Source organism: Haladaptatus sp. CMAA 1909, assembly GCF_043952005.1.
Classification (GTDB): domain Archaea; phylum Halobacteriota; class Halobacteria; order Halobacteriales; family Haladaptataceae; genus Haladaptatus.
In genome coordinates, this window is sequence record NZ_JBIOAV010000001.1 from 2,632,188 (window position 1) to 2,658,299 (window position 26,112).

The window sequence follows — 26,112 nt, forward strand, 5'->3', positions numbered from 1 at the left end:
AGGGGAAAAGGCGGTGACGCTGGCAGTCAGGGACCAGTCGCGTTCTCCTCGTTCCGTCGCAGATACTGAAAGACGAGTGCGAACGCCAGTCCGCCGAAGGCACCCGTGATTGCGGTGGCAGCCAGTGCCTCATCGAAGACGAACACACCGAGCACAGCCCATATCACCACCCAAATCACTACCATGATGGCCGAGTACACCCATGGATTTTCGAGGCTGAGGATATCCATACCCAAAATCAGTTTTCCACCGACATATGCGTATTGGAAATATCGGCGTTCACCGTCCCTCTCGTCGCCGTCGAGTCGTCCGTTCGAAAGGTCGTATGCTGACACTCGACGGAAACTGACCCGAATCACGCGTCGTCCCGCCGACGTTTCCGCCAATGGTCGAAAATGTAGATGAGGGACAGAAAGAATCCGCACCCCGCACCGGACACCGCTTGATCGGCCGGGCGTTCACCGAAGAGAAGGACCCCTATAATCACCCACACCACCGCACTGAGGACGACCATTCCCGGTATGAAAACCGACGGATTTTCCGGGCGTATTTTCCTCATACCGTTTTCATTAATTTCAACCAGCTAATCGGTTTCGGTGCATTCGAATCCCGAACGGCGTGAACCTTCGCGTATAGCGGACAACCCCGACTATCAATCTTCATCCCTGAACTTCGCTTTCACCGCACCTCGGTCGATTTTCGACGGTCCCGACGTGGGCATCTCGTTCACGAACGCGAGGTGACGCGGGCGCTTGAACCGCGCGAGTTTTCCGTCCAAAAATTCCTCCAAATCCGAAAGCGTCAGCGACTCGTCGCCCTCCACTACCGCCTTCCCGACCTGTCCCCACCTCTCGTCGGGGGCTCCGACGACGACGACTTCCCCGACCTTCGGATGGTCTGCGATGACGTTCTCGACTTCCGTGGGGTAGACGTTCTCGCCGCCGCTGACGTACATGTTCTTCTTGCGCCCTTCGATGTAGACGTAGCCGTCGTCGTCCGTGCGCGCGAGGTCACCCGTGGACACCCACCCGCCGGAAGATTCGCGTTGCTCGCCTTCCGGGTCGCCCCCTGCTTCGCTCACGGAGAGACCGAACGTCTCGGCGCTCTCCTCCGGATTCCTCCAGTAGCGGTCCGCGGCGTGGGGCGAGGCGAGTTCGAGTTCACCGATTTCGTCCGTCGGAAGCGGTTCGCCCGAATCGTCCACGACGCGGGCATCGACGTGCATCGCGGGGACGCCCACGCTGTCGGACTTCTCGTGTGACCACCCGTCCGGCAGGGTGAAGTTGTTCGGCCCGCACTCGGTGAGGCCGTAGCCCTGCGAGAGTTCGACGCCGCGGTCCCACCACGCCTCCATCACGGCGTTTCGGCACGGCCCGCCGCCGCTCTTGGCGAAGCGGAGCGTCGAGAGGTCGGTGCCGTCCCACTCCTCGTGGCGACACATCATCCGTAGGACCGCGGGAACCGCCACGAGGACTGTTGTGCCTTCCGATTCGAGGATTCGGAGGACCGACTCGGCGTCGAACTCGCGCGCGATGACCACCCGCGCCCCGATGTGAAAGAGCGGAACCGTGAGGACGTTCCACCCACCAGTGTGAAACAGCGGGAACACCATCGGCGTCACGTCCTCCGGGCGCAACCCCCACGCCGTAATCGTGTTGAAGGAGTTCCACAGAATCGACCCGTGCGTGATGACCGTCTCCTTCGGCACGCCCGTCGAACCGCCCGTGTGCAGGAAGAGATGCGGGTCATCCATGGAAACGGTCGCGGTTTCGACCGGTGAGTCGTCCGCCGGGAGAGCCGTTTTCCACGACTGCCGTTCTCGATTCCTCGATTCGGACTCGCTCGGCGAGTTCGAATCGCCCGCGCCAAACGTGAGAACTGCCGTGTCGAACTCGCGGGCGTCGTGCGAGAACACGTCGGCGGCGAGGTCTGTGAAGGGTTCTTCCACGACGAGTAGTTCCGGTTCGACGTCGTTCAGCATCCGCACCAGTTCGTCCGCCGCGAGGCGGTGTGAGAGCGGCGCGAGCACGCCGCCGGTCTTCCCGGTAGCGAAAAAGCAGTCGATAAATTCGGGTCGGTTCCGGGAGAGAACGGCGACGCGCTCCCCGTCCGAAACTCCATATTCGAACAGCAGTCGAGCGGTGCGGTTCGCCCGCCGGTTCAGTTCGCGGTAGGTGTAGTGCTCGCCCGTGGTGGCATCCACCAACCCCACCGCGTCGGGCGATAGTCGTGCACGTTTTTCGCTCCACGCGCCGACCCACTCGTACGGTCGCGTCGGGTGTTCAGGCATCGTGGAGGAAGGTGCGCAGTCGTTCGTTCACCGCCTCGGACTCCTCGATGAAAAAGAGGTGCGACCCGCCGTCGAAGCGTTCGAGTTCGGCGTGCGAAAGCAAGTCGGCGAGTAGCTCCGCGTTCCCCACCGGAAGCACGCGGTCCGCGGTCCCGTGTGCGATGAGGGTCGGCAGCGTGAGTTCTCCTAATCGGTCGCTGGCGTCGAAGTTCATCACGCCGGCCGCCTGTGCCCGTCTGGCTTCGTCGGACGCATCTTCGGCTAGCCGCCGGTCCACGACGTCGGAAACGAGGTCGTCGCGTTCCTCGGCGAACGCCTCGCTCATCGCGGGTGCCATCTTGTAGCGAATCGCCTCGCGTTCGTCGTACTCGGCGGGGACGTCGAACATCCGCTCCTGCGTTTCGGGCGGTGTCGGGACCGCGTTCTCACCGCCGGGCGTCGTACAGAGAAGGGAGAGGGTTTCCGCCCGGTCGTAATCGAGCGCGTACCGTTGGGCTATCATTCCTCCCATGCTCGCCCCCACGACGTGTGCTGATTCCACCCCGACGGCGGCCAGAACGGATTCGAGGTCGCTCGCCATCTCCTCGATGCTGTACGGGCCGTCCGGTGCGTCGGATTTCCCCGCTCCCCGGTTGTCCCACAGAACGACGCGATGGTCCTCCGAAAACGCCTCGCGTTGCCAGCGCCACATCCACCGCCCGTAGCCGAGTCCTTCCACGAAAACGACGGTGTCGGCGTCCGCCGGGCCGTGCTCCTCGTAGTAGAGCGAGACGCCGTCGGTGTCGATAAATGGCATGCCTATGGCGACGGATGAACGAGTAATCAACCCCCTGTTTCACATGTTAACCCGGAGATTCATTCCGGCCGCGAACCGAGTTCGCGTATGCCCGTCGCATCCGTCGGGGACGAAGAAACGGCCACGTTGGAACTGACACAGGAACGAATCGACGAGTTCGCGGCGCTCACCGGCGACGACAACCCGCTTCACGTGGACGCCGACTACGCCGAGGACGGCCTGTTCGGCGGCCGCGTCGCCCACGGCGCGCTCACGGCCAGTGTCGTCAGCGCCGCCCTCGCGGCGCTCCCCGGCGACATCGTCTATCTCTCCCAGAATTTGGAGTTCGAGAATCCCGTCCGACCGGGCGAGACGGTCAGCGCGACGGCGACCGTAACCGACGATTTAGGAGACGACCGTCTCGCGGTCGAAGTTCGCGCGGAAACCGACCGGGAAGTCCTCTCCGGCGAGACGACGGTTCTATCGTTGCCGCACGAATAAGTGCGGTTCCGTCGTTGCAGCACGAATAGGCTCACCAGGCGTACCGTCCGGTTTCTCCGCCGCAAACCTCACAGTAGAACACGACTTCGCCGTTCCCCTCTTCAGGGACTGCTGGCGTCCGCACCTCACACGACGGGCAGGTTCGGCGGAGGTCCATCGGTTCGTCGTCGCGTGGGGCACCGAGCGCGAGGACGACGAGTCGGTCGTCCCCACCGTTCCTCCCCTGTTGCCACTCGCCCGGTGCAAACCGAATCAGTTCCCCCGTGCCGACTTCGACATCCCCGTCCTCGGTCTCGAACGTCGCCGTTCCCGAGAGGACGTAGAATACCTCTTCCTGTTCGAGGTGGCGATGATAGCAGTCACCGATGTGCTCGCCGGGGGCACGTTCGAAGTAGTTGATGGCGAGGCCGTCCGTCCCCAGGTCCCCTGCCAGCGGTTGAAATACGCGAGCGCTCCCGTCGGACTTCTCGATCGCGACCCTTTTCATCCCGTGTACATTCGCGGAGGTGTCGATAAGCGCTTTCCCGCGCCCCGAAAGTGCCACCGGACCTCCGGCCCGCATCACCCGCTGTACTTTTACCCGTTCCCGTTGCCCACATGATCCATGACGACCACAGCAGAACTCGCGGAGTTCGTCGCGGAAACGACCTACGACGACCTCTCGGAGGACACGGTGGACGAACTCGAAAAGCGGGTGCTCGATTCGCTCGGAATCGCCGTCGGTGCCATGGGCGAAGAACCGGCCGAAGCGGTGCGGGGGACAGTCGAGGAGATGGGCGACGGGGACTGCACCCTGTGGGGCGGCGGCAGCGCCTCACCGCCGGACGCGACCATGCTGAACACGGCCTACGTCCGCTATCTCGACTACATGGATTCGTTTCTCGCGCCCGGCGAGACGCCGCATCCGAGCGACAACATCGCCGCCGCAATCGTCTGCGGGGAGTACGAAGACAGCACGGGGAAGGACCTCCTCACGGCCATCGCCATCGCGTACGAAGTGCAGGCGGAACTGGCGTGGAACGTGCCGGTTCGGGACAGGGGATGGGACCACGTCACCCACACCGTCATCTCGGCGACGGCGGGCGCGTCGAAACTCCTCGGCTTGGACCGCGAGGAGACGCGTTCGGCCATCGGCATCGCGGGAACCGCGCACAACGCCCTGCGAGTGACCCGGACGGAGGGAATTTCGGAGTGGAAAGGGTTGGCGTCCGCGAACGCCGCCCGGAACGCCGTCTACTCGGCGATGCTGGCGAAGAACGGCGTCGAGGGGCCGAAGAACCTGTTCGAGGGACAAAAGGGGTGGAAACAGATCGTCTCCGGCGAGTTCGACGTCGACCTGTCGCCCGGAGAGCGCGTTCACGACGTGATGACGAAGCGGTACGTCGCCGAGACGTACGCCCAGTCGGCCGTCGAAGGCATCATCGAGTTGGCGGAGCGCGAGGACATCGACCCCGACCGCGTGGACTCGATTCACCTCGACACGTTCGCGGGCGCGAAACTCATCATCGGCGGCGGTGAAGGGTCGCGCTACGAGGTGGAGACGAAGGCGCAGGCCGACCACTCCCTGCCGTACATGCTCGCCGTCTCGCTCATCGACCGCGAGATGACGAACGCACAGTACGATCCGGACCGAATCCGGCAGGACGACGTGCAGGAACTCCTCCGAACCGTCGAAGTGGAGGAGGACGAGGAACTCACGGAGCGTTTCGAGGCGGGCGAGATGCCCGCCACCATCGACGTCGTGATGGACGACGGCACGACGTACCACGTCGAGAAGGACCACTTCGCGGGTCATCCGAACAACTCCATGTCGTGGGGGCAGGTCGAATCGAAGTTCGAGCGGATGACCGACCGACGATACGACGAGAGGAGACAGGAGGACATCATCGAAGCGGTACGCGGACTCGAAAACCGCGACGTTACCGACATCGTTCGATTACTCGACTGACGGTGATGTATCAGTCATCCACTACTCCGTGGGTATGGTGACAATGGATACCATATAACTCGACTGACAGCCCAATCGTACCGATATATCGGGGACATATTCCGGTTGGTCGGCCGTGCTTTATTCGGTAAGCTCGACCAACAGATTCGGACTGAAAGGCCTGAATTCGTACGCTCTGAGCGGCTTGTCGTGCTTATCCTCCGTCGGAGGGGATATCCGTCGAGTACCGGTCGATGGGGTCGATAGAACGGTCCCCTCCATTGAAATACAGTTGCGGCGACACGAGAAAGTGGACGATGAACACACGACGACGTGTCGGTGTCGTCCAGGTAGATACAATGAAAAAAGGATTCAGAGTTCTCATCGCAATGAGTCTGGTCGCCAGTCTCTTCGTGATGGGCTTCGCCGGAAACGCAGCCGCAGACCGCCATCACCGTGACGGTGGCGACACCAACGTACAGTACAGCGAACAGCACGCGTGGTCCGGCGTGAACCAGGACCAGTACGTCGCTCAGGGCAACGCCAACCACCAGGATGACAACTACGCGGTCTCGGCCTCGGCGGCCTGGAAGGGTGGCGAAGCCGGATCCGGCGACGCGTACGCCGTCCAGTACAGCGATCAAGAAAACAAGAACGCTCAGGCTGCTTGGTCCAACGCCCAGAACTTCAACGAGCAAGAGCAAGAAGACTGACGACGCACGTCGGCCTTCGCGCTTAGAGGGTTATCCCTCGAATCATTCAGATTCGATTTTTTCCGTATTCGACGACGAGTGACAACGCCACGCTCGACGCGTGTTTTGCTACGTTCGAACGCCGTGAACTGGTGCAGAAACCGAAACCCGTTCTGACACCGGAACTACCCCGTTCAATCGCCGTTATTGACCTGTTTCAGAGGGACGCGACTCGTCTCCGAACGTTCATCGAAGGTGCCGTATAACCGTCGTTATCCCACCACGGGCGGCCGAATAACAAAGAACGAGGGGCTCGTCACCGTTTCCGACCAGCCATGAGTATTCGACCCTCGTCGTCGCACCTTCGAACGACCGTGGGCGTTCTTCTCGTCCTCTCGCTCAGCGTGTTCGGCGGCTTCGCGGGCGGAACGTCGAGCGCGACCGACACGCGAATCGGAGACACGAGGACCGCCGCGTGTCCTACCGATGCTACTGAACCACACGACGTTTCGTGGCATCTCCAGCGGTACGGCGCTGGCTGTCACGGAAACGACTTCGTTCGATTCCCGGAAGGCGAACAGATAGACCACGTCGGCGAACCACCGTGGGTTCCGCTGTAGCGAACCGGGGTTGAACGACCCATTCAGGGGCTTTCGTGTTCGAGTTCTATCGTGCGATTGCGGTCTTTTCCCGAGTTCGCGCTTGGTTCGAATTCGGTATCCGATTCGGGCGACAGACAGTCCCGGCAGTAGGCGTTCTCGCCCCAGTCGAGCGTTCTGAGCGGGATGCCGAACGCCACCTGTTGTTTCGCGTATCGCCGTCGTCGACCGTTCTCTGCCGGTTTTCCGCAGCAGTCACAGCGGATTTGCTCGCCCGTTTCGATGGAATACGTGTCCGTGCGGTGTTTCGTCCCGAACGTCATCGGCGAGTACGCGACTCGCCCGCGGGAGAACGCCCACGCCATCCCCAGCAGGGTCAGTCCCCACGCAATCGTCCCGTCGTCGATTCCGAGGTACGATTCCGGTCCGATGAACGAGACGGCGACCACCGCCATCGTCGTGAGCAGGAAGATATCGTCGAAGCTCATCGATCTAATCTCCGACGCGAGGGATGACGGCGAGTCCATACACATATGTTTTCCAACCACTCTTCATCAACGTTTGGCGAACGCATCTTCTATTGGCGAACTGTCATACCCCGACGCCCAACTCCTTTTGTATCTGTTCGTCGTACCCGTAGGGGGTTTTCATGACCGACAGAGCATTCGACTTTCTGCACGTCAACGAACGCGAATCGAAACCGCGCGACAAGGGAATCACCGAGATGCGCGGACCGTACTACGACCCGATGGGGCCGCGCGAACTGCAGGACATCCTCGAAACAATGGGCGAATACGTGGACATCTACAAGTTCTCGGGCGGGTCGTTCGCCCTGATGCCCGAAGACGTGGTGGAGGACCTCATCTCCATCTGCCACGACCACGACGTTCAGGTCTCGACGGGTGGTTTCATCGAGAACGTCCTCGTCCGCGACAACGACGAGGTGGAGCGGTACATCGAGGAGGCCGGAAACCTCGGTTTCGACATCGTGGAAATATCGTCGGGGTTCATCGCCATCGACACCGACGACCTCGTGGAACTGACCCAACTCGTTCAGGACCACGGCCTGAAGGCCAAGCCGGAAATCAACGTCCAGTTCGGCGCTGGCGGGGCATCCTCCGTCGAGGAGTTGGAGAGCGAGGCGGCCATCGACCCCGCGAGCGCGATTCGGGAGGCGGAGCGCCACCTCGACGCCGGGGCGTACAAGATCATGGTCGAATCCGAGGGCATCACGGAGCGCGTCCGCGACTGGCGGACCGACGTGGCCTTCGAAATCGCGAACGAGGTCGGCATCGAGAACTGCGTGTTCGAGGCCGCGGACCCGCAGGTGTTCGAGTGGTACATCAAGAACTTCGGACCGGACGTGAACCTGTTCGTGGACAACTCCCAGATCGTGGAGTTGGAGTGCATGCGTTCGGGTCTGTGGGGGAAGAAGAGTTCGTGGGGTCGCGTGGTGTCGTACAACGAGGACGGATAGGCCGCCCGTCCGGTACCTCACCAGTCCGCCAGTCGATATTTACCGCCGCATCCCGACACGAAGGATATGGAGTACGAGACGATTCAGGGGGAAGAGATTCCGAAAATCGGCCTCGGGACGTGGCGAATGGAGGGTGCGACCTGCCGTGACGCGGTGGAAACCGCACTCGACCTCGGCTATCGACACATCGACACCGCACAGGCGTACGGCAACGAACGACAGGTCGGTCAAGCAATTCAACACTCCGACGTGGACCGCGAGGAGGTCTTTCTGACGACGAAGGTGTGGCCGATGCACCGCAAACGCGTCGATATCGTCAACTCCGTCCACGAGAGCCTGGCGCAGTTGGGCACCGACTACGTCGATTTGCTCCTCATCCACTGGCCGAACCCGCTCGCGTCGACGGGCGAGGTGATGCGGACGCTCTCGGACATGCAGACGGATGGGTTGGCGCGCCACATCGGCGTGAGCAACTTCGACGCGGAGCAGTTGGAGACGGCACGGAGGGAGGCGACGGTGGACGTGTTCACCGACCAAGTGCAGTTCCACCCGTTCAACCCGCAGGAGGAAGTGCTCGACTACTGCCGGCGAAACGACGTGCTGTTGACGGCCTACAGTCCCTTGGCCCACGGCGGGGCCATGCGCGACCACATCCTCACCGAACTCGGGAACAAGTACGACAAATCCCCGGCGCAGGTCGCGCTTCGGTGGGTGACACAACAGGACGACGTGGTGACGATTCCGAAGTCCACGAGCGCGGAGCACCTGACGCAGAACCTCGAAATCTTCGACTTCGAACTGTCGGAAACCGAGATGGCCCTCGTGGGACGCCCGTCGCGTCTCCGAACGGGAATGTCGATGCTTCGCGGTCGGTTGGGTCGGTAGACGGCCGATTTTCCGGTTTCATTTCAACCATCACGCAGTTCCTCCACGATGGCCGAACCGACGCGGCGAACGTTCTCAAGCGTGACGTCGAACGTTTCGGCTTGCACGCCGTCGTCGAGGCTCTCTCGAATCGACTGCCCCTCGTAGGGTCTGTCGAAGTTGACGACGCCGCGCACGCTTAGATACCTGTCCAGCAGTCCGAACCGGTCGAGCGCGGTTGCGGTTCCCATCTCCTCCATTTCGGTCGTCGCGTAGGTCCCGGCGTCGTACCGGTCCACGAGCCACTGGGCCTGTTCGGCGACCGTTTCTCCGTGCCAGAACTCGTCGCCACAGAGCGTCGTTCCCACCTCGACGCTTGGTTTCTTCCGCGCCGCAACCTGCGAATAGCGGTTTCGGTACGCCTCCGTTCCCGGCGAATCGAGGAGTTCGACCGATTCTCCGGCGCGGCGAGCGTCCGCCACGAGTTCCCCGTTCAGGTGATAGACGTAATCGTAGGGGCGATAGGAGAGCAGTTCGAGCGGCATCTCACGTTTTCCTTTCTCCCGTTTCCCTTTTCCCTGTCCCCTTTCTTCCTCCTGCTTCCCGTCGCGTTCCGACCAGCGGTGTTTCCGATCCCAATCGACGATGTCGTCCGCGAGGAACACCGACCCGAGCGTCCCAACGTCCGGCGGTGACCCCGCGACGCCGACCGTAACGAAGTACGCCTCCGAGGAGTCGATTTTCGGCGAGGCGAGGATGGCCGTCACGGTGGCAGCGGCGTCCGCCTTCCCCATCCCCGTGGACGTGATTCCGATTCCGTCGTCGGTGTAATAGAGGGGCATGTTCGCGCCCGGAATCGACACCGACTCCTCGAACTCGTAGCTTTCGCGCCACAGTTCGAACTCGTCGGGCAAATCCTTCGTGAAGTCGAAATCGTCCGCCGCAAAGGCCGGAAGCAGGAGGACGTCGAGGGCTATCGGCTCCGTCGCATCCGTCATTTGAGAACCGGTTCGGCGGCGTTCGTATAGGTGATTTCGGTCGGGGCACCCGTCGACACGATTTCGGCGCGGTCGTCCCTACTGCACCGGAATCTCGACCAGTGTCATGCCGTCGCTTTCGATTGCATTGGCCAGTGCGGCGTCGATTTCGTCCCACGTCTCGGCCCGCACGGCGTCGATGCCGAAGCTTTCGGCGAACGTCACGAAGTCGGGGTTCGTCAGGCCGGTCCCGAAGTGTTCGCCGAACTCCTGCTCCTGCTCCTCGGTGATGAGTCTGTACTCGTCGTCGTTGAAGACGATGATGGTGTACTCACAGCCGAGTCGGGTCGCGGTGTCGATTTCGGCCGCGTTCATCAGGAATCCGCCGTCTCCGGTGGCGACGACGACGTTGGAATCGACGGCGAGGTCGGCGGCGAGGCCCCCCGGAACGCCGATTCCCATGCTCGCCAACCCGTTCGAGATGATGACCGTGTTGGGTTCGTACGTCGGAAAGTTCCGCGCGATGGCCATCTTGTGACTGCCCACGTCGGAGACGAGGACGTCGTCGTCGGCCATCGCCTCCCGGAGGAACGGGAGGACGCTTTTCACCGTGGTCGGGTCGTCCGCTTCGGGGAATCGCGCCGTTTGCTCCGCGATGGCCTCGCGCTGGTCGCGGTACCATCCGGCGGGGCAGGCCACGTCCAGTCGCGTCCGGAGCGCATTGAGTCCGGCGGAGATGTCACAGACGAGCTCCACGTTCGGGTTGTAATGTTCGTACACTTCGGCGGGTTCCGAATCGAGGTGGACGATGTCCTTGTCGCGGTCGGGGTTCCACTTTTCCGGGTCGTGTTCCGCGATGTCGTACCCGAGCGTCAGTACGCAGTCCGCCTGCGCGATGGCGTCCGCGGCTTCCCCGTTTTCGCCCGAGTCGAGCGTGAACAGCGAGTGTTTGTCGGCGTCCGAGAGCGCCCCCTTGCCCATGTAGGTTCCGACGACCGGAACCGCGGTCTCGGAGACGAACTCGCGGAGGCTTTCGGCCGCCCGTTCCCGAACCGCGCCGTTCCCGGCGATTACGAGCGGTCTATCCGCCGCTTGAAGGAGTTCAGTTGCGTGTTCGACCGACCGTTCGTCCGGGTCGGGTCGCCTGATTCGTCGGGTGGACTGGAGCGGCTTCGCACTCGTCTCTTCCGCCGCGACGTCCTCCGGGAATTCGAGGTGTGTCGCGCCGGGTTTCTCGTACTCCGCGAGTTTGAACGCCTTGCGGACCGACTCGTTGATGGTCTCGGGGTCGGTCATCTGCGTGTTCCACTTCGTTACCGACCGAAAGGTGTGGAGGACGTCGAGGAGTTGGTGGCTCTCCTTGTGCTGTCGTTCCAGACCCGCCTGTCCGGTGATGGCGACGACGGGGCTCTTGTCCACGTGGGCGTCCGCAACCCCCGTTAGAAGGTTCGTCGCGCCGGGTCCGAGCGTCGAGAGACAGACGCCTGCCCGTCCGGTCACGCGCCCGTGAACGTCGGCCATGAACGCCGCGCCCTGCTCGTGTCGGACGGGGATGAACTCGATGCCCGAATCGCGGAGGGAGAACAGCACGTCGCCCAGTTCCTCGCCCGGCAGACCGAACACGTACTCCACCCCTTCTTGTTCCAGACAGTCCACCAGTAAGTCGGATGCTTTCATCGGTCGAAATACGAGGAAGAACGATTAGTGTTTGTTGGCGGTTCCACAGCCCACCGGCGTCACGCTGTCCATGGCGAGCAGTCGGCACCCGCTTCCCGTCTCTGCTTCGAGGAGTAGGGTTCGGTCGGTGGAACACAGTTCCAGGTCACAGCTACAGACCTTGAGCACGGTGTCCCCGTCGTCGTCGCCGTCGACGTTCCTGACGTTCACCCGACACGGTCGTGCGGATCGCCCGTCCGCTTCCGAAAGCAGGTCGTCGATGTCGCCACAGGAGACGCCCCTCCATTTCGGGTTTCGGTACTTCTGGCAGTTCCGCGTTTCGAACATGGGTGGGACCGACGACGGCACCAATCGGATGCTCTCGGGTTTCACGTTCGGCCATCCGACGTAGACGGTGACGAGTCGGTTCGTCCGTGCGTGTATCGTGTTCGGGCAGCAGCCGGGTTTCACGTCCATCCAGCAGGTCTTACAACACTCCTGCGCACCGTTCCGTGCGCTCGCTGCTCCGGCGAGCGATGGCGCGCCAAAGGCGACCCCCGCGGCGACGAAGGCACCTCGTTTGAGGACGTCCCGTCGGGCTCGTACGTGTCGTTTCGGTTCCATGGGGAGTCGCCCCGAGATGGTCGTGCGACATGTTACCACTTTTGTCGGTTCCGCGGAGATGTCCGTCTTTCCCACCGTTTTCTCGGTTCGACGAAGGTCCACGCCGAGGACTGGATTTATCCTCGTTCGGCCCGTGATACGGGTGAACGGGGTTTCCGATGAGTCAACAGGAACAGGAGCGACCGGAGTCCGAGGAACGAGGAGCGGAAGAACGGGCCGAAGAGGGAGGTGAGCCGTCGCCACAACGGCGCCGACTGGAGCGCAAAGCGCGGCGACGCGAACGCGAGGAGGAAGCGGAAGCGAAGCGGGCCGAGGAGTTTCCGGACGAGCGGATCCACCTCAAGGTGTTTCGCTACGACCCGGAGGTTCCGGAAAAACAAAAGCCGCGCTTCGACCACTTCTACGTTCCCGACAAGCGAGGGTTGACGGTCCTCGACGCGCTCATCTACGCCCGCGACAACTTCGATACGACGCTCACGTTCCGTCACTCCTGTCGGCAGGCTATCTGCGGGAGCGACGCCTTCTTTATCAACGGGTCGCAGCGATTGGGGTGCCAGACGCAGGTGTCCGAACTCGACAGTCCGGTACAGGTCGAACCGCTCCCGCATCAGGACGTCGTCAAGGACCTCGTGGTCGATATGGAACACTTCTACGACCAGATGTACTCGGTCGAACCGTACTTCCAGACGGAGGAGAAACCGGATGACGACCTCGAAGAACAGCGCCAGAGCCGCGAGAATCGGGAGGAAATCAAGATGTCCACGCGCTGTATCTGGTGCGGCGCGTGTATGTCCTCGTGTAACATCGCGGCGGAGGATAACCAGTATCTCGGGCCGGCGGCCATCAACATGGCCTATCGGTTCGCCATGGACGAACGCGAGGGCGAATCCGTGACGGACCACAGACTGAACCAGATGGACCAAGAACACGGCGTCTGGCGGTGCCAGACGCAGTTCTCCTGTACGAACGTCTGCCCGAAGGACATCCCGTTGACGCAGCACATTCAGGAGCTCAAGCGGGAAGCGGTGAAGAAAAACCTCACTTTCTGGTGACCTGCGGGGTCTTTTCCTTTTCGCGGGACAGTTCACGTCGTACACAATTCAGGTTATAGATTGGACCCGAGTCGTCCCGCAAATAATGACAAACGACCGAAACGAATTACTCCCTCGCTCCCGACCATTGTATGATGGCAGCGCTTACCACATCATTGGCGCTCACCGTCCTGATGGGTGGGTTCCTCCTCCTCGTCCTGTACTTCATTCTACAGGTCGAGGACTGGCGGTCGTACACACCCACTGGTGGGGGGGTGAGTCGAGGGGAAGAACGACGGACCGTCTACGAGCAAAAGCCCTCGGGGGTTCTCCGGTGGTTGACGACGGTCGACCACAAGGACATCGGCATACTGTACGGCGTGTTCGCCATGGTCGCGTTCGTGTGGGCCGGTATCGGCGTGCTGTTGATGCGAATCGAACTGCTCTCTCCGGACACGCTATTCCTGCAGGCACAGGCGTACAACGCCCTGATGACGACACACGGCATCAGCATGCTGTTCCTGTTCGCCACGCCGATGATAGCGGCGTTCGCGAACTACTTCATTCCGCTGCTCATCGGCGCGGACGACATGGCGTTCCCCCGCGTGAACGCCATCGCCTTCTGGCTGTTGCCGCCCGCCGCAATCCTCATTTGGATCGGCTTCCCGCTCGGGGCTATCGGGTCGGGAATCCAGCCCGCACAGACGAGTTGGACGATGTACACGCCCCTTTCGGCCCAGCAACCGAGTCCGGCGACCGATTTGATGCTTCTCGGACTCCACCTTTCGGGCATCAGCACCACGATGGCGGCGATAAACTTCATCGCCACCATCTTCACCGAACGCGGCCCGAACATCGGGTGGGAAAACCTTGACCTGTTTTCGTGGACGGTCCTCACGCAGGCGGGTCTCATCCTGTTCGCGTTCCCGATGCTCGGTAGCGCGCTCATCATGCTCCTGCTGGATCGGAACTTCGGGACGACGTTCTTCTCCCCGCAGGGAGGTGGAAGCCCGATCCTGTGGCAACACCTCTTCTGGTTCTTCGGCCACCCGGAGGTATACATCATCGTCCTGCCGCCGATGGGACTCGTCAGCCTCATCCTCCCCCGATTCGCGGGGCGGAAGCTGTTCGGGTTCAAATTCGTGGTGTACTCGACGCTGGCCATCGGCGTGCTCTCGTTCGGCGTCTGGGCCCACCACATGTTCGCCACGGGCATCGACCCGCGTATCCGTCTCAGCTTCATGGCGGTGTCGCTGGCCATCGCCGTTCCGAGTGCGGTGAAGACGTTCAATTGGATCACGACGATGTGGAACGGGAACATACGCCTGACCGCGCCAATGCTGTTCAGTATCGGATTCATCCAAAACTTCATCATCGGCGGCGTGACGGGCGTCTTCTTGGCCGCGATTCCGGTGGACCTCGTGCTCCACGACACCTACTACGTCGTCGGCCACTTCCACTTCCTCGTGATGGGGGCCATCGCCGTCGCGCTGTTCGCGGGGGTGTACTACTGGTTCCCCATCATCACCGGACGGATGTACCAGAAAACCCTCGCCCACTGGCACTTTTGGCTCACCATGATCGGGACGAACGTGACGTTCTTCGCCATGCTCTTTTTGGGCTACGGCGGCATGCCGCGCCGGTACGCGACCTACCTTCCGCAGTTCACGACGTGGCACCAGGTCGCGACCCTCGGGGCGCTCGTCATCGGTTTGGGCCAGCTCATCTTCGTCTGGAACATCGTCCAGTCGTGGCTCGAAGGTCCGACTGTCGAGAGCGGCGACCCGTGGGCGTTGGAGGAGGAGGGCATGCTTTCGCCCGAATGGATGTGGTTCGAGAAGCGACGCGAAACCGCGCTCGCCGACGGCGGCGACGGTGACGGACTGACCGACGGCGGTTCGGAGGACGCGGGGGGCGATACCTGATGTCGTACTCCCCGTTCGACCGCGAGACCATGCTCGACATCGTCGTGAACATCGTCCCGATGCTCATCCTGTTGTTCTTCATCGTCCTGGCCTTCGTCTGGACGCCGTGGCACGGTGAACCGTTGATCTCCGCGATGGCACACCTCCTGACCATCATTCCGTTCGTCCTGCTCGGGCTATTGACGTGGATCGCAGCGCGGTACGTCGGGTAGCGCTGTCGTAGGAGTTTCCCGCCTCACCGCCCGATGAGTTCGGTGAGTACAGAAAAGAGCGACGCACCCGCCATTACGATGGCGAGGAGTTCGAAAGCGGCGGCGAATCCCTCCGTATCGGAGAGGACGCCGACGATGGCGGGGGCCAGTGCGCCGACACCCATCAGGAGGGTACGCACCAACCCGAGGCCGCCGCCGGTCACGTCGTCGGGAATCGTCGCCGCGAGGTACGAGTCACGAATCGGCCGGAAGCCATGGCTTCCGGCACCGAAAAAGACGACGATACCGCCGAACACGAGTGGACTCGCCGTTCCGGCCATTGAGAGCGCTCCGAGCGCACCCGCCGCGACGGCGAGGACGGCGGTGGCGAGCGGAAGTCGTCCGATGCGGTCCGACAGGTCGCCGGTGACGACCTGTACCAGACTCACGGCGAACAGCGCGCTGTAAATGAGCGACGCGTTCGACCCCGTCAGGCCGTGCTCGGTGAGATAGAGCGGAAGAAACGCGACGACGCCGTTGTACGCGAAACTGAAACACACCGTCGCGCCGACGAACGCCGTGAACCGACGGCTTCGAAAGAGCGCTAGATACTGTCGAAGCGCGAGTGCGTTCGCCGAACCATCGCCGTCGATATCCACGGAGTCCGACGTCCGTCGCGGCACGAACGCGAGGACGCCGCCTGCGAGCGCGAACCCCGTCACCGTCCCGACGAGAAAGAGGAGATGCCAGTTACCCGCGTCGGTCACGAGGACGACGGCGGTCGGAGCGGCCACGCCGCCGAACGCGCCGAGGGTGTCGAACAGGCCGAGCGCTCGCCCCGTTCTCGCGGGATATACCCGCGACAGCAACCTGATGGAGACGGTTTTGTGGATTCCCGTCCCGAGACCGACGAGGAACATTCCACCGACGAGTACCGTGAACGGCGCGGCGATTCCCAAAACAAGCGCGCCTCCACCGGTGATCACGGCACCGGCGGCGATGACTTGCACCGCGCCGTACCGGTCGGCGAGGACTCCGCTCGGGAACTGCATGAGCGAATAACAGAGCATCGTGACCGTGAATATCGTCCCGAGGAGAGCGTTGGAGACGCCGAATTGGGTCCGAAAGGTGGGAAACAGCGCTGGAAGCGCATAACGAAGGAACTTCGCGAGAAACCAGAGTGCGGCCGTCAGCAGGAGCGCATCGTACTCCGACACCCGCGAAAAACCGTTCCGAACTCGGGTTCTCATCCGAGCAATGGTCCTCGGGCCACCGATAAAAAGCGGGCGGAACCGGCGAGGTGAGCGGCAGTCAGTCGAGCGAGATGTCCACGCGTTCGCCGCTCCGAGCCGATTCGTAGGCCGCCTCGGTCAGCGCGGTCACGGCGTACGCGTCGCGGGCGGTGGCGGGCGGCGTCTTCCCGCTCTCGATACAGTCGATGAACACGGCGGCCTTGTCGCCGCTTCGATGTTGGTCGATGTACGGAGCGACCGTCGTCCCGTCGGCCTGAACCTCGGTCAACTGTCGCGGCTCCCACTGTCGTCCTTCGAGATAGATGGCTCCCTCGTCGTCCCAGATGTGGATGTGTTCGCGGACGCTTGGGGCGTCGCTGAACACCGAAATGCTCGCCGACGCGTCGTTTTCGAACCTGACGGTGAGTTGTGCGCGCTCGTCCACCCGGTTTTCCTCGTCGGCGAACTTCATCTCCGCCTGCACCGACGTCGGCGTCAGGCCGGTCGTCCACAGCACCGCATCGACGAGGTGGCTCCCCGTGTCGTAGAGGTTCCCGCCGCCGGAAAGGTCGGGGTCGGTCCGCCACGCGTCCTCGAACCGCGAAATCCAATTTTGCGTGATTTCCGCGCTGATGAACCGCGGCGTCAGGTCCGAGTCGGTCCACCGCTCACGTGCCCGTACGAACGCCTCGTTCAGATGGCGCTGATAGCCGACCATCAGCACTTGATCGTCGAGTCGCTCGCTGTGTTCCACGAGTTCCCGTGCCTCCTCGGTGTCGATGGTGAGCGGCTTGTCACACAATACGTGAAGGCCGTGGTCCAGCGCCGTCGTTATCTGTTCGTAGTGGAAGGCGTGAGGCGTTCCGATGAGCACCGCGTCCAGTTCCTCCGCGTTCAGCATCTCCTCGTACGATTCGTATTGGGATCCTTGGCCGATATACAGCGTGTTTCCGGCTTCCTCGCGGGCCGTCTCGCTCACGTCCGCGAGGGCGACGACGGTCGAACGCGGGTCTTCCTCGAACGACCGTCCGACGGTCGTTCCGATGAAACCGCCGCCGATGACGCCGATACGATGCTTTTCGGGGGATGGGGATTGTCCTGACATAAGTCGCTCTCTCGTGAAGTAATTCGTACGAGTGGTCGGTACGCACGCCCCCGTCTTATCTTTCGTGGCGGTTTCACGACGAATTTGTCGACGGCGTATTTTCCTTCCCTTCGCCCCTCAGACGGGTACCGGTCCGCTCGTTCCGGGTCCCGGCGGGTGCCACCCGTCCGACATCTCGAAGACGGCAACGTCCTCGTTCTCGAACACGAGATGATACTGCGGCGACGAGAGCATCGTCGACATCATCTCCGGCGGTTGATGGTGACGCATCCCGCGAATCGTGTACGCCCCCTTCGGGACGTAGATGTACTGTGGATGTACGTCCATCCGCATTAGTTCCGTCGTCAGACAGTTGGAACTGTGGCATCGTGACAGCTCCTGAAACTGATGGAGTTGATAGCCGTACTCCTGGTCACCCTTCCACTCGACGCCCCACGGCCCGATAGAAATCGTCCTGTCCGTCTGTTGTGGGAACCACTCGGCAGCGTCGCCGAGGACCAGAAACTGTGCGGATGGGTCCGTGTGTTCGTTCGCCCACGACATCGCCTCGACGTCGTTGCCGTTGACGAACTGGGGAAGCGACGGGCTTCCGGCGTGGGCGTTCATCCCTCCCATCGCGTACAGCATCCCTCCGCTGAGTCCGATGGTCGCCAGCAGAACGACGGAGAACGTGACGATTTCGTTCCGATCGGCGGACGAGGAGGTGTCGCGAATCCATCGAAAAATCCCGTCGAAGACGAACCGTGCACTGATGAGCGCGCCGATGAGAAACACGAAGCGCGCCTCGTCCATCGTCGCCGTGATGACGACCAACCACGCCGGGAGGAAGTACTCGCGCCGTCGTATCAGCCAGAGACACCCGACCGCGGGAAGCAGGTGCCACGCCGACAGGAACGGCGGTTCGTTGATCTGTTTCCGTAGCAACTGCTTCAGCGCCGGGAGGGAACCCCCGAGGCCGCCGTGGGTGCCCGCCGCTCCGCTGAACACCGACGATCCGTGCATCGAGATCACCGACAGCCACCACGGGGCCGTGAGAACGACGCCGCCGAGACCGACTATCAGTCCGTAAGAGAGCCCGCGAACCGACCGGTCGAACCGGACGTAGAGCACGAGGAAACTGATGACGAAAAATATCGTGTACATCGGGTGGGTCAACACGGTGAGCGTGAACGCGATGAGGGACGGGACGAGGAACCGCCGGTCGTGGTCCCGGAAGAGGTGGAGTCCCGCGTAAATCCCGGTCAGCGAAAAGAGCATCGCGGGAGCGCGGACGATGCCGCCCGCGGAGATGTGCCACTGGAGTATCGGCGGACTGACCGCGACGATGAGCGTGGCGAGCGAGGCCTGCGGCCGCGAGCCGAAGAGGTCCCGCGCGAGGAAATACAGCGGAACGAGATAGACTATCGAGACGAGTCCGGGGAGAAACCGGGCGATGGTGAACGCACCGAGACGCGTCGTATCGAGGATGAGCGCCAAGATGTAGAACATGAACGGCGGATACGCGAAGGGAACGCCGTCGGGCGTGTACCCGGGAATCGTCTTCGGCAGGACGTACCCGCTTTTCTGTATCTCCTCGGCGATCTGAAAGTACAGCCCCGCACCGAAGGAGGGGAAGGGATGGCTCCCGACGTAGAGATAGAGGACGCACGCACCGGCGAGGAGCGCGGGGACGAGCCATGGTAGTTCGTAACTCAAGCCTCTCGATTCCTGCGACGTATTCGAATCCGTCTGATGACTGACCATGGTTGTGGGTGGGGAGCCGCCGCTCCGAGATCGGCAGCGGCAGCGTTCTCATTCGGACGAAACTATCGCAGGATTCACTCTTTGTTATCCAGTGGCTATCCCCGGGCTATCAACGAATACCGACGACGGGCGTACGGTAGGTACGAATTCCAGCAGTAGTAACACGGGGTTGTGTGAATCTCGATTTCGAGACGCCGCGGGAGACCACCGTCCTCCGTCGTCCCCCGTTTTGGAACGGGCGAAACAGTTCACGAAACGGTTTCGCCGGTCGAGTCATCCCGGCGGTCACTCGTAGCGGAGCGCGTCGATGGGGTCCGTGTGGGAGGCGTCCCACGCCGGATAGATTCCGGCGAGAACGCCGACGAGGACGCCGACCACGACGGCGATACCGAACCACTCCACCCGGAACGCGACCGGAAGTCCGATGAGTTGGGCCGCGATGTACCCCCCGCCGAAGCCGACCACCGCGCCCAGCGCGGACCCGAACAGGCCGAGCAACACCGCCTCGAAGAGGAACAACTGGAGGACGTCGGTGCTCTGTGCGCCGACGGCTTTCATGATGCCGATCTCGCGGGTGCGTTCGGTCACGCTCACTAACATGATGTTGGCGATGCCGATGGCCCCGACGATGAGCGAGATGAGCGCGATGCCGGAGATGTACGCCGTGAACGTGTCGCTGACCCGCTTGACTTGATTGACCAGCTCCTCTTTGGTCGTCACCTTGAACTTGTAGTTCTCCGACTTCAACTGGCTCGCGTCCGACCGTTCACCGAGATACGTGTAGACGCGTCCCTGCACCGCATCCACTTGGCCGGGATCGCGTGCGAGGACGAGTATTCGCCCGTACACGCGTTGATTCCGGCCGGTGGACGGACTGTTTATCGTCCGTTGGTAGAAGGGGTCCGTCGGCGCGAACACCCGTGGCGTCGGTCCGCTGCTGATTCCCAGCGATGTCTCGTCGGACGGTTCGACGATGCCCGTCACCGTCGCGTTTATCTTTTCGCCGTTGACGGCACGGGTGACGGTGATGTTGTCCCCGACGGAGACGTTGCCGCCGCCGAACATTCGCGCTGCCGGCCTATTCAGGACGACTTCGCGCTTCCCGCTCTGGAACGACCCGCCCTGGACGAACCGTTGGTTTTTCACGTCGAAGTACGGCGGCGACGTGACGACTATCCACTGCCGACCCACCGTCGAGTTGTTGTACGCCACCGTCGAAGCGGCGATGCCACTCTCCGGAACGGCGGTTTCGACGCCCCTGAGCGATCGGATGCCGTCGAGGTCGTGTTCGGTGAAAATCGTCTGTCCGCCGCTGTTCCCGAAGTTGGGAATCCCGCTCTGACTCGGCGACTCCGCCGAGACGTACATGGTCGCCGCGTTTCCACCGGCGACCGTGTTGACGATATCCGCCTGCAAACTCGCGCCGAGCGTGACGAACGTGATGACCGCCGCCACGCCGATGATGACGCCGAGCGTCGTCAGCGTCGACCGAAGTTTGTGTTCGCGGATGTTTCGCCAACTGATTCGAACGCTTTCGAGAACGTTCATCCCCACGTGCCAGTCCGCGTGTCAGTTCGCGTGTCGTTCATATTCTCGTCTACCCGAAAACGTCTACGGGTTCCTCCGACAAAAGTCTATGATGCGAAACGTCGTCTTAACCGTCTGAAACGCCAAATTATACCGTATTTGGTTGCTTCGAAAGTGGTCGGTTTTTCCGTTCGAACGGTTTTCTCAGTTCTCCACCATTCGAACGGTCAACACCGGAACGTCCGACAGGCGGACGACTTTTTCCGTGACGCTGCCGAGGAGATAGCGATCCAGTCCGCGGCGGCCGTGGGTTCCCATGACGATGCAGTCGATGTCGTGTTCGTCCACGTAGTCAAGGATGACCTTGTACGGCGTGCCGTGCTGAACGGACGTTTCCACTTCGATACCCGCTTCGGTCGCCGCGCGCTTGACTTCCGCAACCGCGTTCCTACACTCCGCTTCGAGTTCGTCGTAAAGGATGTCGGACCGAACGTCCGGCGGCATCGTGGTCTGGTCCACGACCGACAGGACGTGAAGGCGCGCATCGGATTTCTCCGCGAGGGCGAGCGCCTGTTCGACGGCTTTGTCGGTGGACACGCTCCCGTCCGTTGGCAGCAGGATTCGTTCGTACATGCACGTACGACACGTCATCGACCTGCAAAGCTATACTGGTGGATCTTGTTACTGGAGACGACAGTTCGATTCTCGTAACGTGGTTATCATGGGATGGGAATCAGCCTCGTTCTGAAATCGATACTGCGCGAAGTTTGGAATGAGAGTTCATGCTCGACCCAACGCTTGCAAGCCGTCTTCAGTTCGCGCTGACGACCATCGTTCACATCGTGTTTCCGGTGGTGAGTATGGGACTCGCACCGTTCCTCGTCTACTTTACGTGGAAGGAGGTTCGGACGGGTGAAGGGATCTACGAGCAGTTACGGCGATTTTGGGTACGGATATTCGCGGTCAGTTTCGTCGTCGGGACCGTCACCGGACTCGTGTTGGAGTTCGAGTTCGGCACGAACTTCGCCTCGTTCGCCGCGACGACCGGGGAGTTGTTCGGCGGACCGTTGGCCGTGGAGGGGATGATGGCGTTCTTCCTCGAAGCGACCTTCCTCGGAATTTTCGTCTTCGGTCGCGAGCGAGTTTCGGATAGGATGTATCTCGTTTCGGCCGTCCTGGTGGGGTTGGGAACGTGGCTGTCGGCGGTGTGGATTCTGGTGGCGAACTCGTGGATGCAGACGCCGCGCGGTTTCGAAGTCGCGATGCGAAACGGCAACCCCGTCATCACCCTCGTGGACCCCGTCGCCGCCTACGCCAACCCGCGTTTTCCGTGGATGTTCGTTCACATGCAGAACGCCGCCGTCCTCTCCGTCGCCCTGCTCATGGCGGGCATCGCGGCGTACTACATCCGCCGCGGCGGCCCCGAGGTCGACGACCGGTTCTGGCGGGCGACACTCAAGATCGCGCTCGTCGCCCTCCTCGTCACCGCGCCGTTGCAGGTGGTCCACGGCGACGCGTACGCCCGCCACGTTTCCGTGACGCAACCGCAGAAGTTCGCCGCGATGGAGGCAGTCTGGGACACCGCGTCGTACGTTCCCGAATACATCGTCGCCTTTCCCACGTCGTTGAACGACGTTCTCAACCCGCGAGCGAAGGACATCTTCGGCATCGGGATTCCGGGCGGCGCGTCGTGGCTGGCCAGCGGCGGCGACGCACAGGCCAGAATCGCCGGACTGAACGAGTTCGAGGGGTCACCGCCCGTGGCTATCGTTTTCTGGTCGTTCCGGTTGATGGTCGCCATGGGCTTCTGGTTCGTGCTCCTCGCGTTCTGGGCGGGGTACCGCTGGCGGGAAGGAGAACTGTTCGAGGACGACCTGCTCCACAGGGCGTTCACGTGGTCGTCACTGCTCGGGTTCTTCGCCGTCGAGACCGGATGGATTGTCACCGAAGTCGGCCGCCAACCGTGGGTCGTTCAAGGCGTGATGAAGACGAGCGCGGGCGTCTCGCCCGGCCTTTCGAGCACCGAGGCGACGCTCACGCTCCTCGGGTTCGTCGGGGTGTACGCCGCCCTGTTAGTCGTGTACGTCTACGTCGTTCGGCGAATCATCCGCGGCGGCGCGCCCGAAGTCGAGCGAACACGCCGCGACGCGCCGGGAAGCGAGGTGACTGCGAATGATTGATCTCGCAATCCTCTGGTTCGCGCTCGTGTTCGTCCTGCTCGGGACGTTCCTCTTCCTCGACGGGTTCGACTTCGGCGTCGGGATGCTCTTTGCGACCCGCGAGGAAGCGGAGGACCGCGATACGCTGCTCGCCGCCATCGGGCCGGTTTGGGACGGCAACGAGGTGTGGCTCGTCGTGTTCGGCGGAGCGCTGTTCGCCGTCTTCCCGGCGGCCTACGCGGGACTGTTCAGTCGCCACTACCTCCTCATGTTCGCCATCCTCGGGGCGCTCATCCTCCGCGGTATCGCGCCCGAGTTGTACGAACAGCGCTCGGACGAACGCTGGCAACGCTGGTGGGGCAGATCGTTCGTCGTCGGGAGCGCGCTGGCACCGTTCCTGCTCGGCATGTTCGCGGCCAACTGGGTGCTCGGCGCATCGACCATCGTGTCCGTCCCCTCGCTCGCGTTCGGTCTGACGCTCGTCGCGCTCACGCTCGTGGAGGGCGGAGCGTTCCTCGGCCTCAAAACGCGCGGACCGCTCCGCGACGAGATGACGCACTACGGCCGTCTGGCCGCCCTCGCGTATCTCGTCCTCGTCGTCATCGTTATCGCCTACCTCGCGGCAACCCGTCAGGACCTCCACGGCGCGCTGCTGTCGCCGCTCTCGATCGCCAGCGTCGTCGTCTCCGTCGGACTGGTCGCCACCCTCGTCCTCGCGGGCGGGGCGGAGCGCTATCGCGCGGCGTTCGTGGCCGCCGCCGGGCTTCCGTATGCGCTCGTCGCGTTCGTCGGGAACCTGCTGTATCCCGCCATCGACCCCGCCGTCGGGCTGACGGTGCAGGAGGGCGTCGTTTCGGACCTGCCGCTCACGATAATGACCGTGGCCGCCGCGTTCATCCTCCCCATCGTCGTGGTGTACTTCGGCGTCGTATACTCCGTCTTCAGCGGCCCCGCGGACCCCTCGGAGACGTACTGAGCACCTGCGGCGGCGTCCGTCACCGGAAATCCTCCGGTCGACGGTGGGTGGCACGACACGCCTTTCAAGTGGGTGTGTTTGGGACCCGGACGGCAGTACTCTCAGTTGGTCGGTGTCGGGGTGCTTTCGGTCCGAAACGTCGTCAGCAACACGTAGCCGATGGGGAGCATGAGCAATCCTCCGAGGACGAAGGGGAGCCAGTAGGCGACGGCGGCGTAAAGCGCCCCCGCCATGACCGGACCGACCGCTCGGGCGATGCTCCCGGCGCTTTGGGTCAGGCCGAACGCGCCGCCCTGCGTGTCCTCCGTCGCGCTCTTCGAGACGAGCGTCGTGAGCGAGACGTTGGCAAAGCCGTTACCCGCCGCGAGCGGTGTGAGGATGAACAGGAGGACGAGCAGGCCACCGGAGAGCGGACCGATGGTGGGAACGTGGTCGCCGAGCATCGGCGAGAACGGGAGGGAGGCGAGCGTCACGAATTCGAGGACGACGCCGACCAACGCGAGGGTACGCTCGCCGTAGCGGTCCGTGAGTTTGCCGACGAGGCCGCCTTGGACGATGGCGATGACGACGCCGACGTAGGCGAGGACGTAGCCGTTCATCGCCGGGCCGAAGCCGTACTTCTGCTCGGTGAATAGGACGAACATGCTTTCCATCGAGGAGAACGCCAACGAGAGGAGGAAAAACGAGGCGATGAGCCCCGCGAGCGCCGGGTTGGAGAACGCCGCCGCGAGACGGGCGAGGCGGGACTGCGACTCGTTCGTCGACACCTCGACGTCGTCCTCTTTGGTACGCGTCTCGGGGAGGACGAACGCGGCGACGACGAGATTCAGGCCGCAGATGGCCGCGGCGGCGAAACTGGGTAGGGAGAACTGGGTGACGGGAACGAACGCGGGAAAGGAGTTCCGCGCAACGGAGAGGACGGCATCGCTCGAAACGACCCCGCCGAGCGCCGGGCCGAACACGAAGCCGAGTCCGAACGCCGCGCCGATGAGGCCCAATCCCTTCGCCCGCTCCTCCGGCGGCGTGATGTCGGCGATGTACGCCTGTGCCGTGGCGATGTTGCCGCCCATCGCGCCCGCAAGGATTCGGGCGACGAAGAGGACGACGAGGCTTTCCGCCACACCGAACAGCGTCCACGCGACGACGCTTCCGAACAGCGAGAGGAGCAGGATGGGGCGGCGACCCCGTTCGTCCGAGAGGCGGCCGAGGACGGGCGCGAAGAGGAACTGCATGACCGAATACGACGCGAGCAGGAGGCCGACGACGAACTCGTTGGCACCGAAATGTTCCGCGTAGAGGGGAATGATGGGAATCAGAATTCCGAACCCGAGCAGGTCCACGAAGACGATGGCGAACACCGTCGCGAGCGCCCTGTTCGACCCGTTTTCGGTCATCAGAGCCTCCCGGCGACGACGAGCAGGGCGAGCGCGACGACCGTCGCGGCGTAAAACAACCTCGTCGCGGCTTTCGCGGCCTGTGAAGGCCCCCTATCGAGGTTTTTCTTCACTCGACTGCTTCCCACGTGGCTCAACCCTGTGAGGACGAACCAGAGGGCGACCATCGTCAGGACGAGGTGGCCGCGTGAACCACGCATGAGGGTTTCGATGGTGTAGAGGGTACTCGCCATGAGTCCGCCGCTGATCAACAGCACGAGCGAGGAAAGCGAAGTGAAGCGCGAGAACTGCCGAGTCATCCATCGGAGTCCGTCCGCACCGAGTTTTCCCTCTCGCGCTGCCGGAATCACGAGCGCGGCCATGAACACCGTCCAACCTGCCCACACGCCCGCGAACAGCGTGTGTATAATTCGCATCGTCACGTCGAGAACCGTCATTCGCCGGAGG

General features: G+C 62.6%; 27 protein-coding genes. 11 read left to right on the forward strand and 16 right to left on the reverse strand.

Annotated elements, in window-relative coordinates:
• Positions 1–26 precede the first annotated feature (26 nt).
• From ACGYLY_RS14350 to ACGYLY_RS14365, 4 genes are all read right to left on the reverse strand, one after another.
• Positions 27–230 (reverse strand): hypothetical protein, encoded by a 204-nt coding sequence (locus ACGYLY_RS14350; protein ID WP_395280914.1) that lies wholly within the window; start codon positions 228–230, stop codon positions 27–29.
• A gap of 125 nt (positions 231–355) precedes the next feature.
• Positions 356–559 carry a hypothetical protein gene (locus ACGYLY_RS14355; RefSeq protein WP_395280913.1) on the reverse strand — a complete coding sequence of 68 codons (204 nt, stop codon included), beginning with the start codon at positions 557–559 and terminating at the stop codon, positions 356–358.
• A 93-nt stretch (positions 560–652) separates the two neighbouring features.
• Complete coding sequence (locus tag ACGYLY_RS14360; RefSeq protein ID WP_395280912.1) at positions 653–2,290, reverse strand: AMP-binding protein; 1,638 nt, start codon at positions 2,288–2,290, stop codon at positions 653–655.
• Complete coding sequence (locus ACGYLY_RS14365; RefSeq protein WP_395280911.1) at positions 2,283–3,086, reverse strand: alpha/beta fold hydrolase; 804 nt, start codon at positions 3,084–3,086, stop codon at positions 2,283–2,285. The genes ACGYLY_RS14360 and ACGYLY_RS14365 overlap by 8 nt, the downstream gene beginning before the upstream one ends.
• An 87-nt stretch (positions 3,087–3,173) precedes the next feature.
• Here ACGYLY_RS14365 and ACGYLY_RS14370 point away from each other — a divergent pair, with 87 nt between their 5' ends.
• A complete protein-coding gene (locus ACGYLY_RS14370) occupies positions 3,174–3,566 on the forward strand; it encodes a MaoC/PaaZ C-terminal domain-containing protein (RefSeq protein WP_395280910.1) in 393 nt (130 codons plus the stop codon).
• Positions 3,567–3,597: 31 nt separating this feature from the next.
• On the opposite strand, the gene ACGYLY_RS14375 is transcribed toward ACGYLY_RS14370, so the two are convergent.
• Entirely contained in the window at positions 3,598–4,053 is a 456-nt protein-coding gene (locus tag ACGYLY_RS14375) for a cupin domain-containing protein (protein ID WP_395280909.1), read from the reverse strand.
• Positions 4,054–4,170: 117 nt separating this feature from the next.
• Between ACGYLY_RS14375 and ACGYLY_RS14380 the strand changes: the two genes are divergently transcribed.
• From ACGYLY_RS14380 to ACGYLY_RS14390, 3 genes are all read left to right on the forward strand, one after another.
• Entirely contained in the window at positions 4,171–5,514 is a 1,344-nt protein-coding gene (locus ACGYLY_RS14380; protein ID WP_395280908.1) for an MmgE/PrpD family protein, read from the forward strand.
• Positions 5,515–5,882: 368 nt separating this feature from the next.
• Complete coding sequence (locus tag ACGYLY_RS14385) at positions 5,883–6,206, forward strand: hypothetical protein (RefSeq protein WP_395280906.1); 324 nt, start codon at positions 5,883–5,885, stop codon at positions 6,204–6,206.
• 314 nt (positions 6,207–6,520) lie between these two features.
• Positions 6,521–6,805, forward strand: a complete 285-nt coding sequence (locus ACGYLY_RS14390; RefSeq protein WP_395280905.1) for a hypothetical protein — start codon at positions 6,521–6,523, stop codon at positions 6,803–6,805.
• A 23-nt stretch (positions 6,806–6,828) separates the two neighbouring features.
• On the opposite strand, the gene ACGYLY_RS14395 is transcribed toward ACGYLY_RS14390, so the two are convergent.
• The gene (locus tag ACGYLY_RS14395; protein WP_395280904.1) at positions 6,829–7,272 is read right to left on the reverse strand and encodes a hypothetical protein; all 444 of its coding nucleotides are present in this window, start codon (positions 7,270–7,272) and stop codon (positions 6,829–6,831) included.
• A gap of 161 nt (positions 7,273–7,433) precedes the next feature.
• Here ACGYLY_RS14395 and ACGYLY_RS14400 point away from each other — a divergent pair, with 161 nt between their 5' ends.
• Together ACGYLY_RS14400 and ACGYLY_RS14405 are read left to right on the forward strand one after the other, a co-directional pair.
• Positions 7,434–8,261 (forward strand): phosphosulfolactate synthase, encoded by an 828-nt coding sequence (locus ACGYLY_RS14400; RefSeq protein ID WP_395280902.1) that lies wholly within the window; start codon positions 7,434–7,436, stop codon positions 8,259–8,261.
• 66 nt (positions 8,262–8,327) lie between these two features.
• Positions 8,328–9,146, forward strand: a complete 819-nt coding sequence (locus ACGYLY_RS14405) for an aldo/keto reductase (protein WP_395280901.1) — start codon at positions 8,328–8,330, stop codon at positions 9,144–9,146.
• Between the two features lie 23 nt (positions 9,147–9,169).
• Here ACGYLY_RS14405 and ACGYLY_RS14410 read toward each other — a convergent pair whose 3' ends face one another.
• The 3 genes from ACGYLY_RS14410 to ACGYLY_RS14420 form a co-directional block, all read right to left on the reverse strand.
• A complete protein-coding gene (locus ACGYLY_RS14410; protein ID WP_395280900.1) occupies positions 9,170–10,123 on the reverse strand; it encodes a phosphorylase in 954 nt (317 codons plus the stop codon).
• A gap of 78 nt (positions 10,124–10,201) precedes the next feature.
• The gene (locus ACGYLY_RS14415; RefSeq protein WP_395280898.1) at positions 10,202–11,779 is read right to left on the reverse strand and encodes an acetolactate synthase large subunit; all 1,578 of its coding nucleotides are present in this window, start codon (positions 11,777–11,779) and stop codon (positions 10,202–10,204) included.
• A 24-nt stretch (positions 11,780–11,803) separates the two neighbouring features.
• Positions 11,804–12,382 (reverse strand): hypothetical protein, encoded by a 579-nt coding sequence (locus ACGYLY_RS14420; protein WP_395280897.1) that lies wholly within the window; start codon positions 12,380–12,382, stop codon positions 11,804–11,806.
• Between the two features lie 158 nt (positions 12,383–12,540).
• On the opposite strand from ACGYLY_RS14420, the gene ACGYLY_RS14425 reads away from it, so the two are divergent.
• The 3 genes from ACGYLY_RS14425 (at position 12,541) to ACGYLY_RS14435 (ending at position 15,550) form a co-directional block, all read left to right on the forward strand.
• Positions 12,541–13,434: a succinate dehydrogenase/fumarate reductase iron-sulfur subunit gene (locus ACGYLY_RS14425; protein ID WP_395280895.1), complete on the forward strand. Its 894-nt coding sequence runs from the start codon at positions 12,541–12,543 to the stop codon at positions 13,432–13,434.
• A 173-nt stretch (positions 13,435–13,607) separates the two neighbouring features.
• A complete protein-coding gene (gene ctaD / locus ACGYLY_RS14430) occupies positions 13,608–15,338 on the forward strand; it encodes a cytochrome c oxidase subunit I (protein WP_395284100.1) in 1,731 nt (576 codons plus the stop codon).
• Positions 15,338–15,550, forward strand: coding sequence for a DUF6684 family protein (locus ACGYLY_RS14435; RefSeq protein WP_231186965.1), 213 nt, complete (start codon positions 15,338–15,340; stop codon positions 15,548–15,550). Before ctaD ends, ACGYLY_RS14435 begins: the two co-directional genes overlap by 1 nt.
• Positions 15,551–15,573: 23 nt before the next feature.
• Here ACGYLY_RS14435 and ACGYLY_RS14440 read toward each other — a convergent pair whose 3' ends face one another.
• The 5 genes from ACGYLY_RS14440 to ACGYLY_RS14460 form a co-directional block, all read right to left on the reverse strand.
• Positions 15,574–16,779, reverse strand: a complete 1,206-nt coding sequence (locus ACGYLY_RS14440) for an MFS transporter (RefSeq protein WP_395280894.1) — start codon at positions 16,777–16,779, stop codon at positions 15,574–15,576.
• 61 nt (positions 16,780–16,840) lie between these two features.
• On the reverse strand, positions 16,841–17,866 hold the full coding sequence (locus tag ACGYLY_RS14445; RefSeq protein WP_395280893.1) for a Gfo/Idh/MocA family protein: 1,026 nt from the start codon (positions 17,864–17,866) through the stop codon (positions 16,841–16,843).
• Between the two features lie 117 nt (positions 17,867–17,983).
• Complete coding sequence (locus tag ACGYLY_RS14450; protein ID WP_395280892.1) at positions 17,984–19,561, reverse strand: ArnT family glycosyltransferase; 1,578 nt, start codon at positions 19,559–19,561, stop codon at positions 17,984–17,986.
• 333 nt (positions 19,562–19,894) lie between these two features.
• Complete coding sequence (locus ACGYLY_RS14455) at positions 19,895–21,157, reverse strand: ABC transporter permease (protein WP_395280891.1); 1,263 nt, start codon at positions 21,155–21,157, stop codon at positions 19,895–19,897.
• Positions 21,158–21,340: 183 nt separating this feature from the next.
• Positions 21,341–21,769, reverse strand: coding sequence for a universal stress protein (locus ACGYLY_RS14460; protein ID WP_395280890.1), 429 nt, complete (start codon positions 21,767–21,769; stop codon positions 21,341–21,343).
• Between the two features lie 149 nt (positions 21,770–21,918).
• On the opposite strand from ACGYLY_RS14460, the gene ACGYLY_RS14465 reads away from it, so the two are divergent.
• Both ACGYLY_RS14465 and ACGYLY_RS14470 read left to right on the forward strand, forming a co-directional pair.
• Positions 21,919–23,316, forward strand: a complete 1,398-nt coding sequence (locus tag ACGYLY_RS14465) for a cytochrome ubiquinol oxidase subunit I (RefSeq protein ID WP_395280889.1) — start codon at positions 21,919–21,921, stop codon at positions 23,314–23,316.
• Positions 23,309–24,271, forward strand: a complete 963-nt coding sequence (locus tag ACGYLY_RS14470; protein ID WP_395280887.1) for a cytochrome d ubiquinol oxidase subunit II — start codon at positions 23,309–23,311, stop codon at positions 24,269–24,271. The genes ACGYLY_RS14465 and ACGYLY_RS14470 overlap by 8 nt, the downstream gene beginning before the upstream one ends.
• A gap of 101 nt (positions 24,272–24,372) precedes the next feature.
• On the opposite strand, the gene ACGYLY_RS14475 is transcribed toward ACGYLY_RS14470, so the two are convergent.
• The gene (locus tag ACGYLY_RS14475; RefSeq protein ID WP_395280886.1) at positions 24,373–25,665 is read right to left on the reverse strand and encodes an MFS transporter; all 1,293 of its coding nucleotides are present in this window, start codon (positions 25,663–25,665) and stop codon (positions 24,373–24,375) included.
• Complete coding sequence (locus ACGYLY_RS14480; protein WP_395280884.1) at positions 25,665–26,102, reverse strand: CopD family protein; 438 nt, start codon at positions 26,100–26,102, stop codon at positions 25,665–25,667. The genes ACGYLY_RS14475 and ACGYLY_RS14480 overlap by 1 nt, the downstream gene beginning before the upstream one ends.
• Positions 26,103–26,112 lie beyond the last annotated feature (10 nt).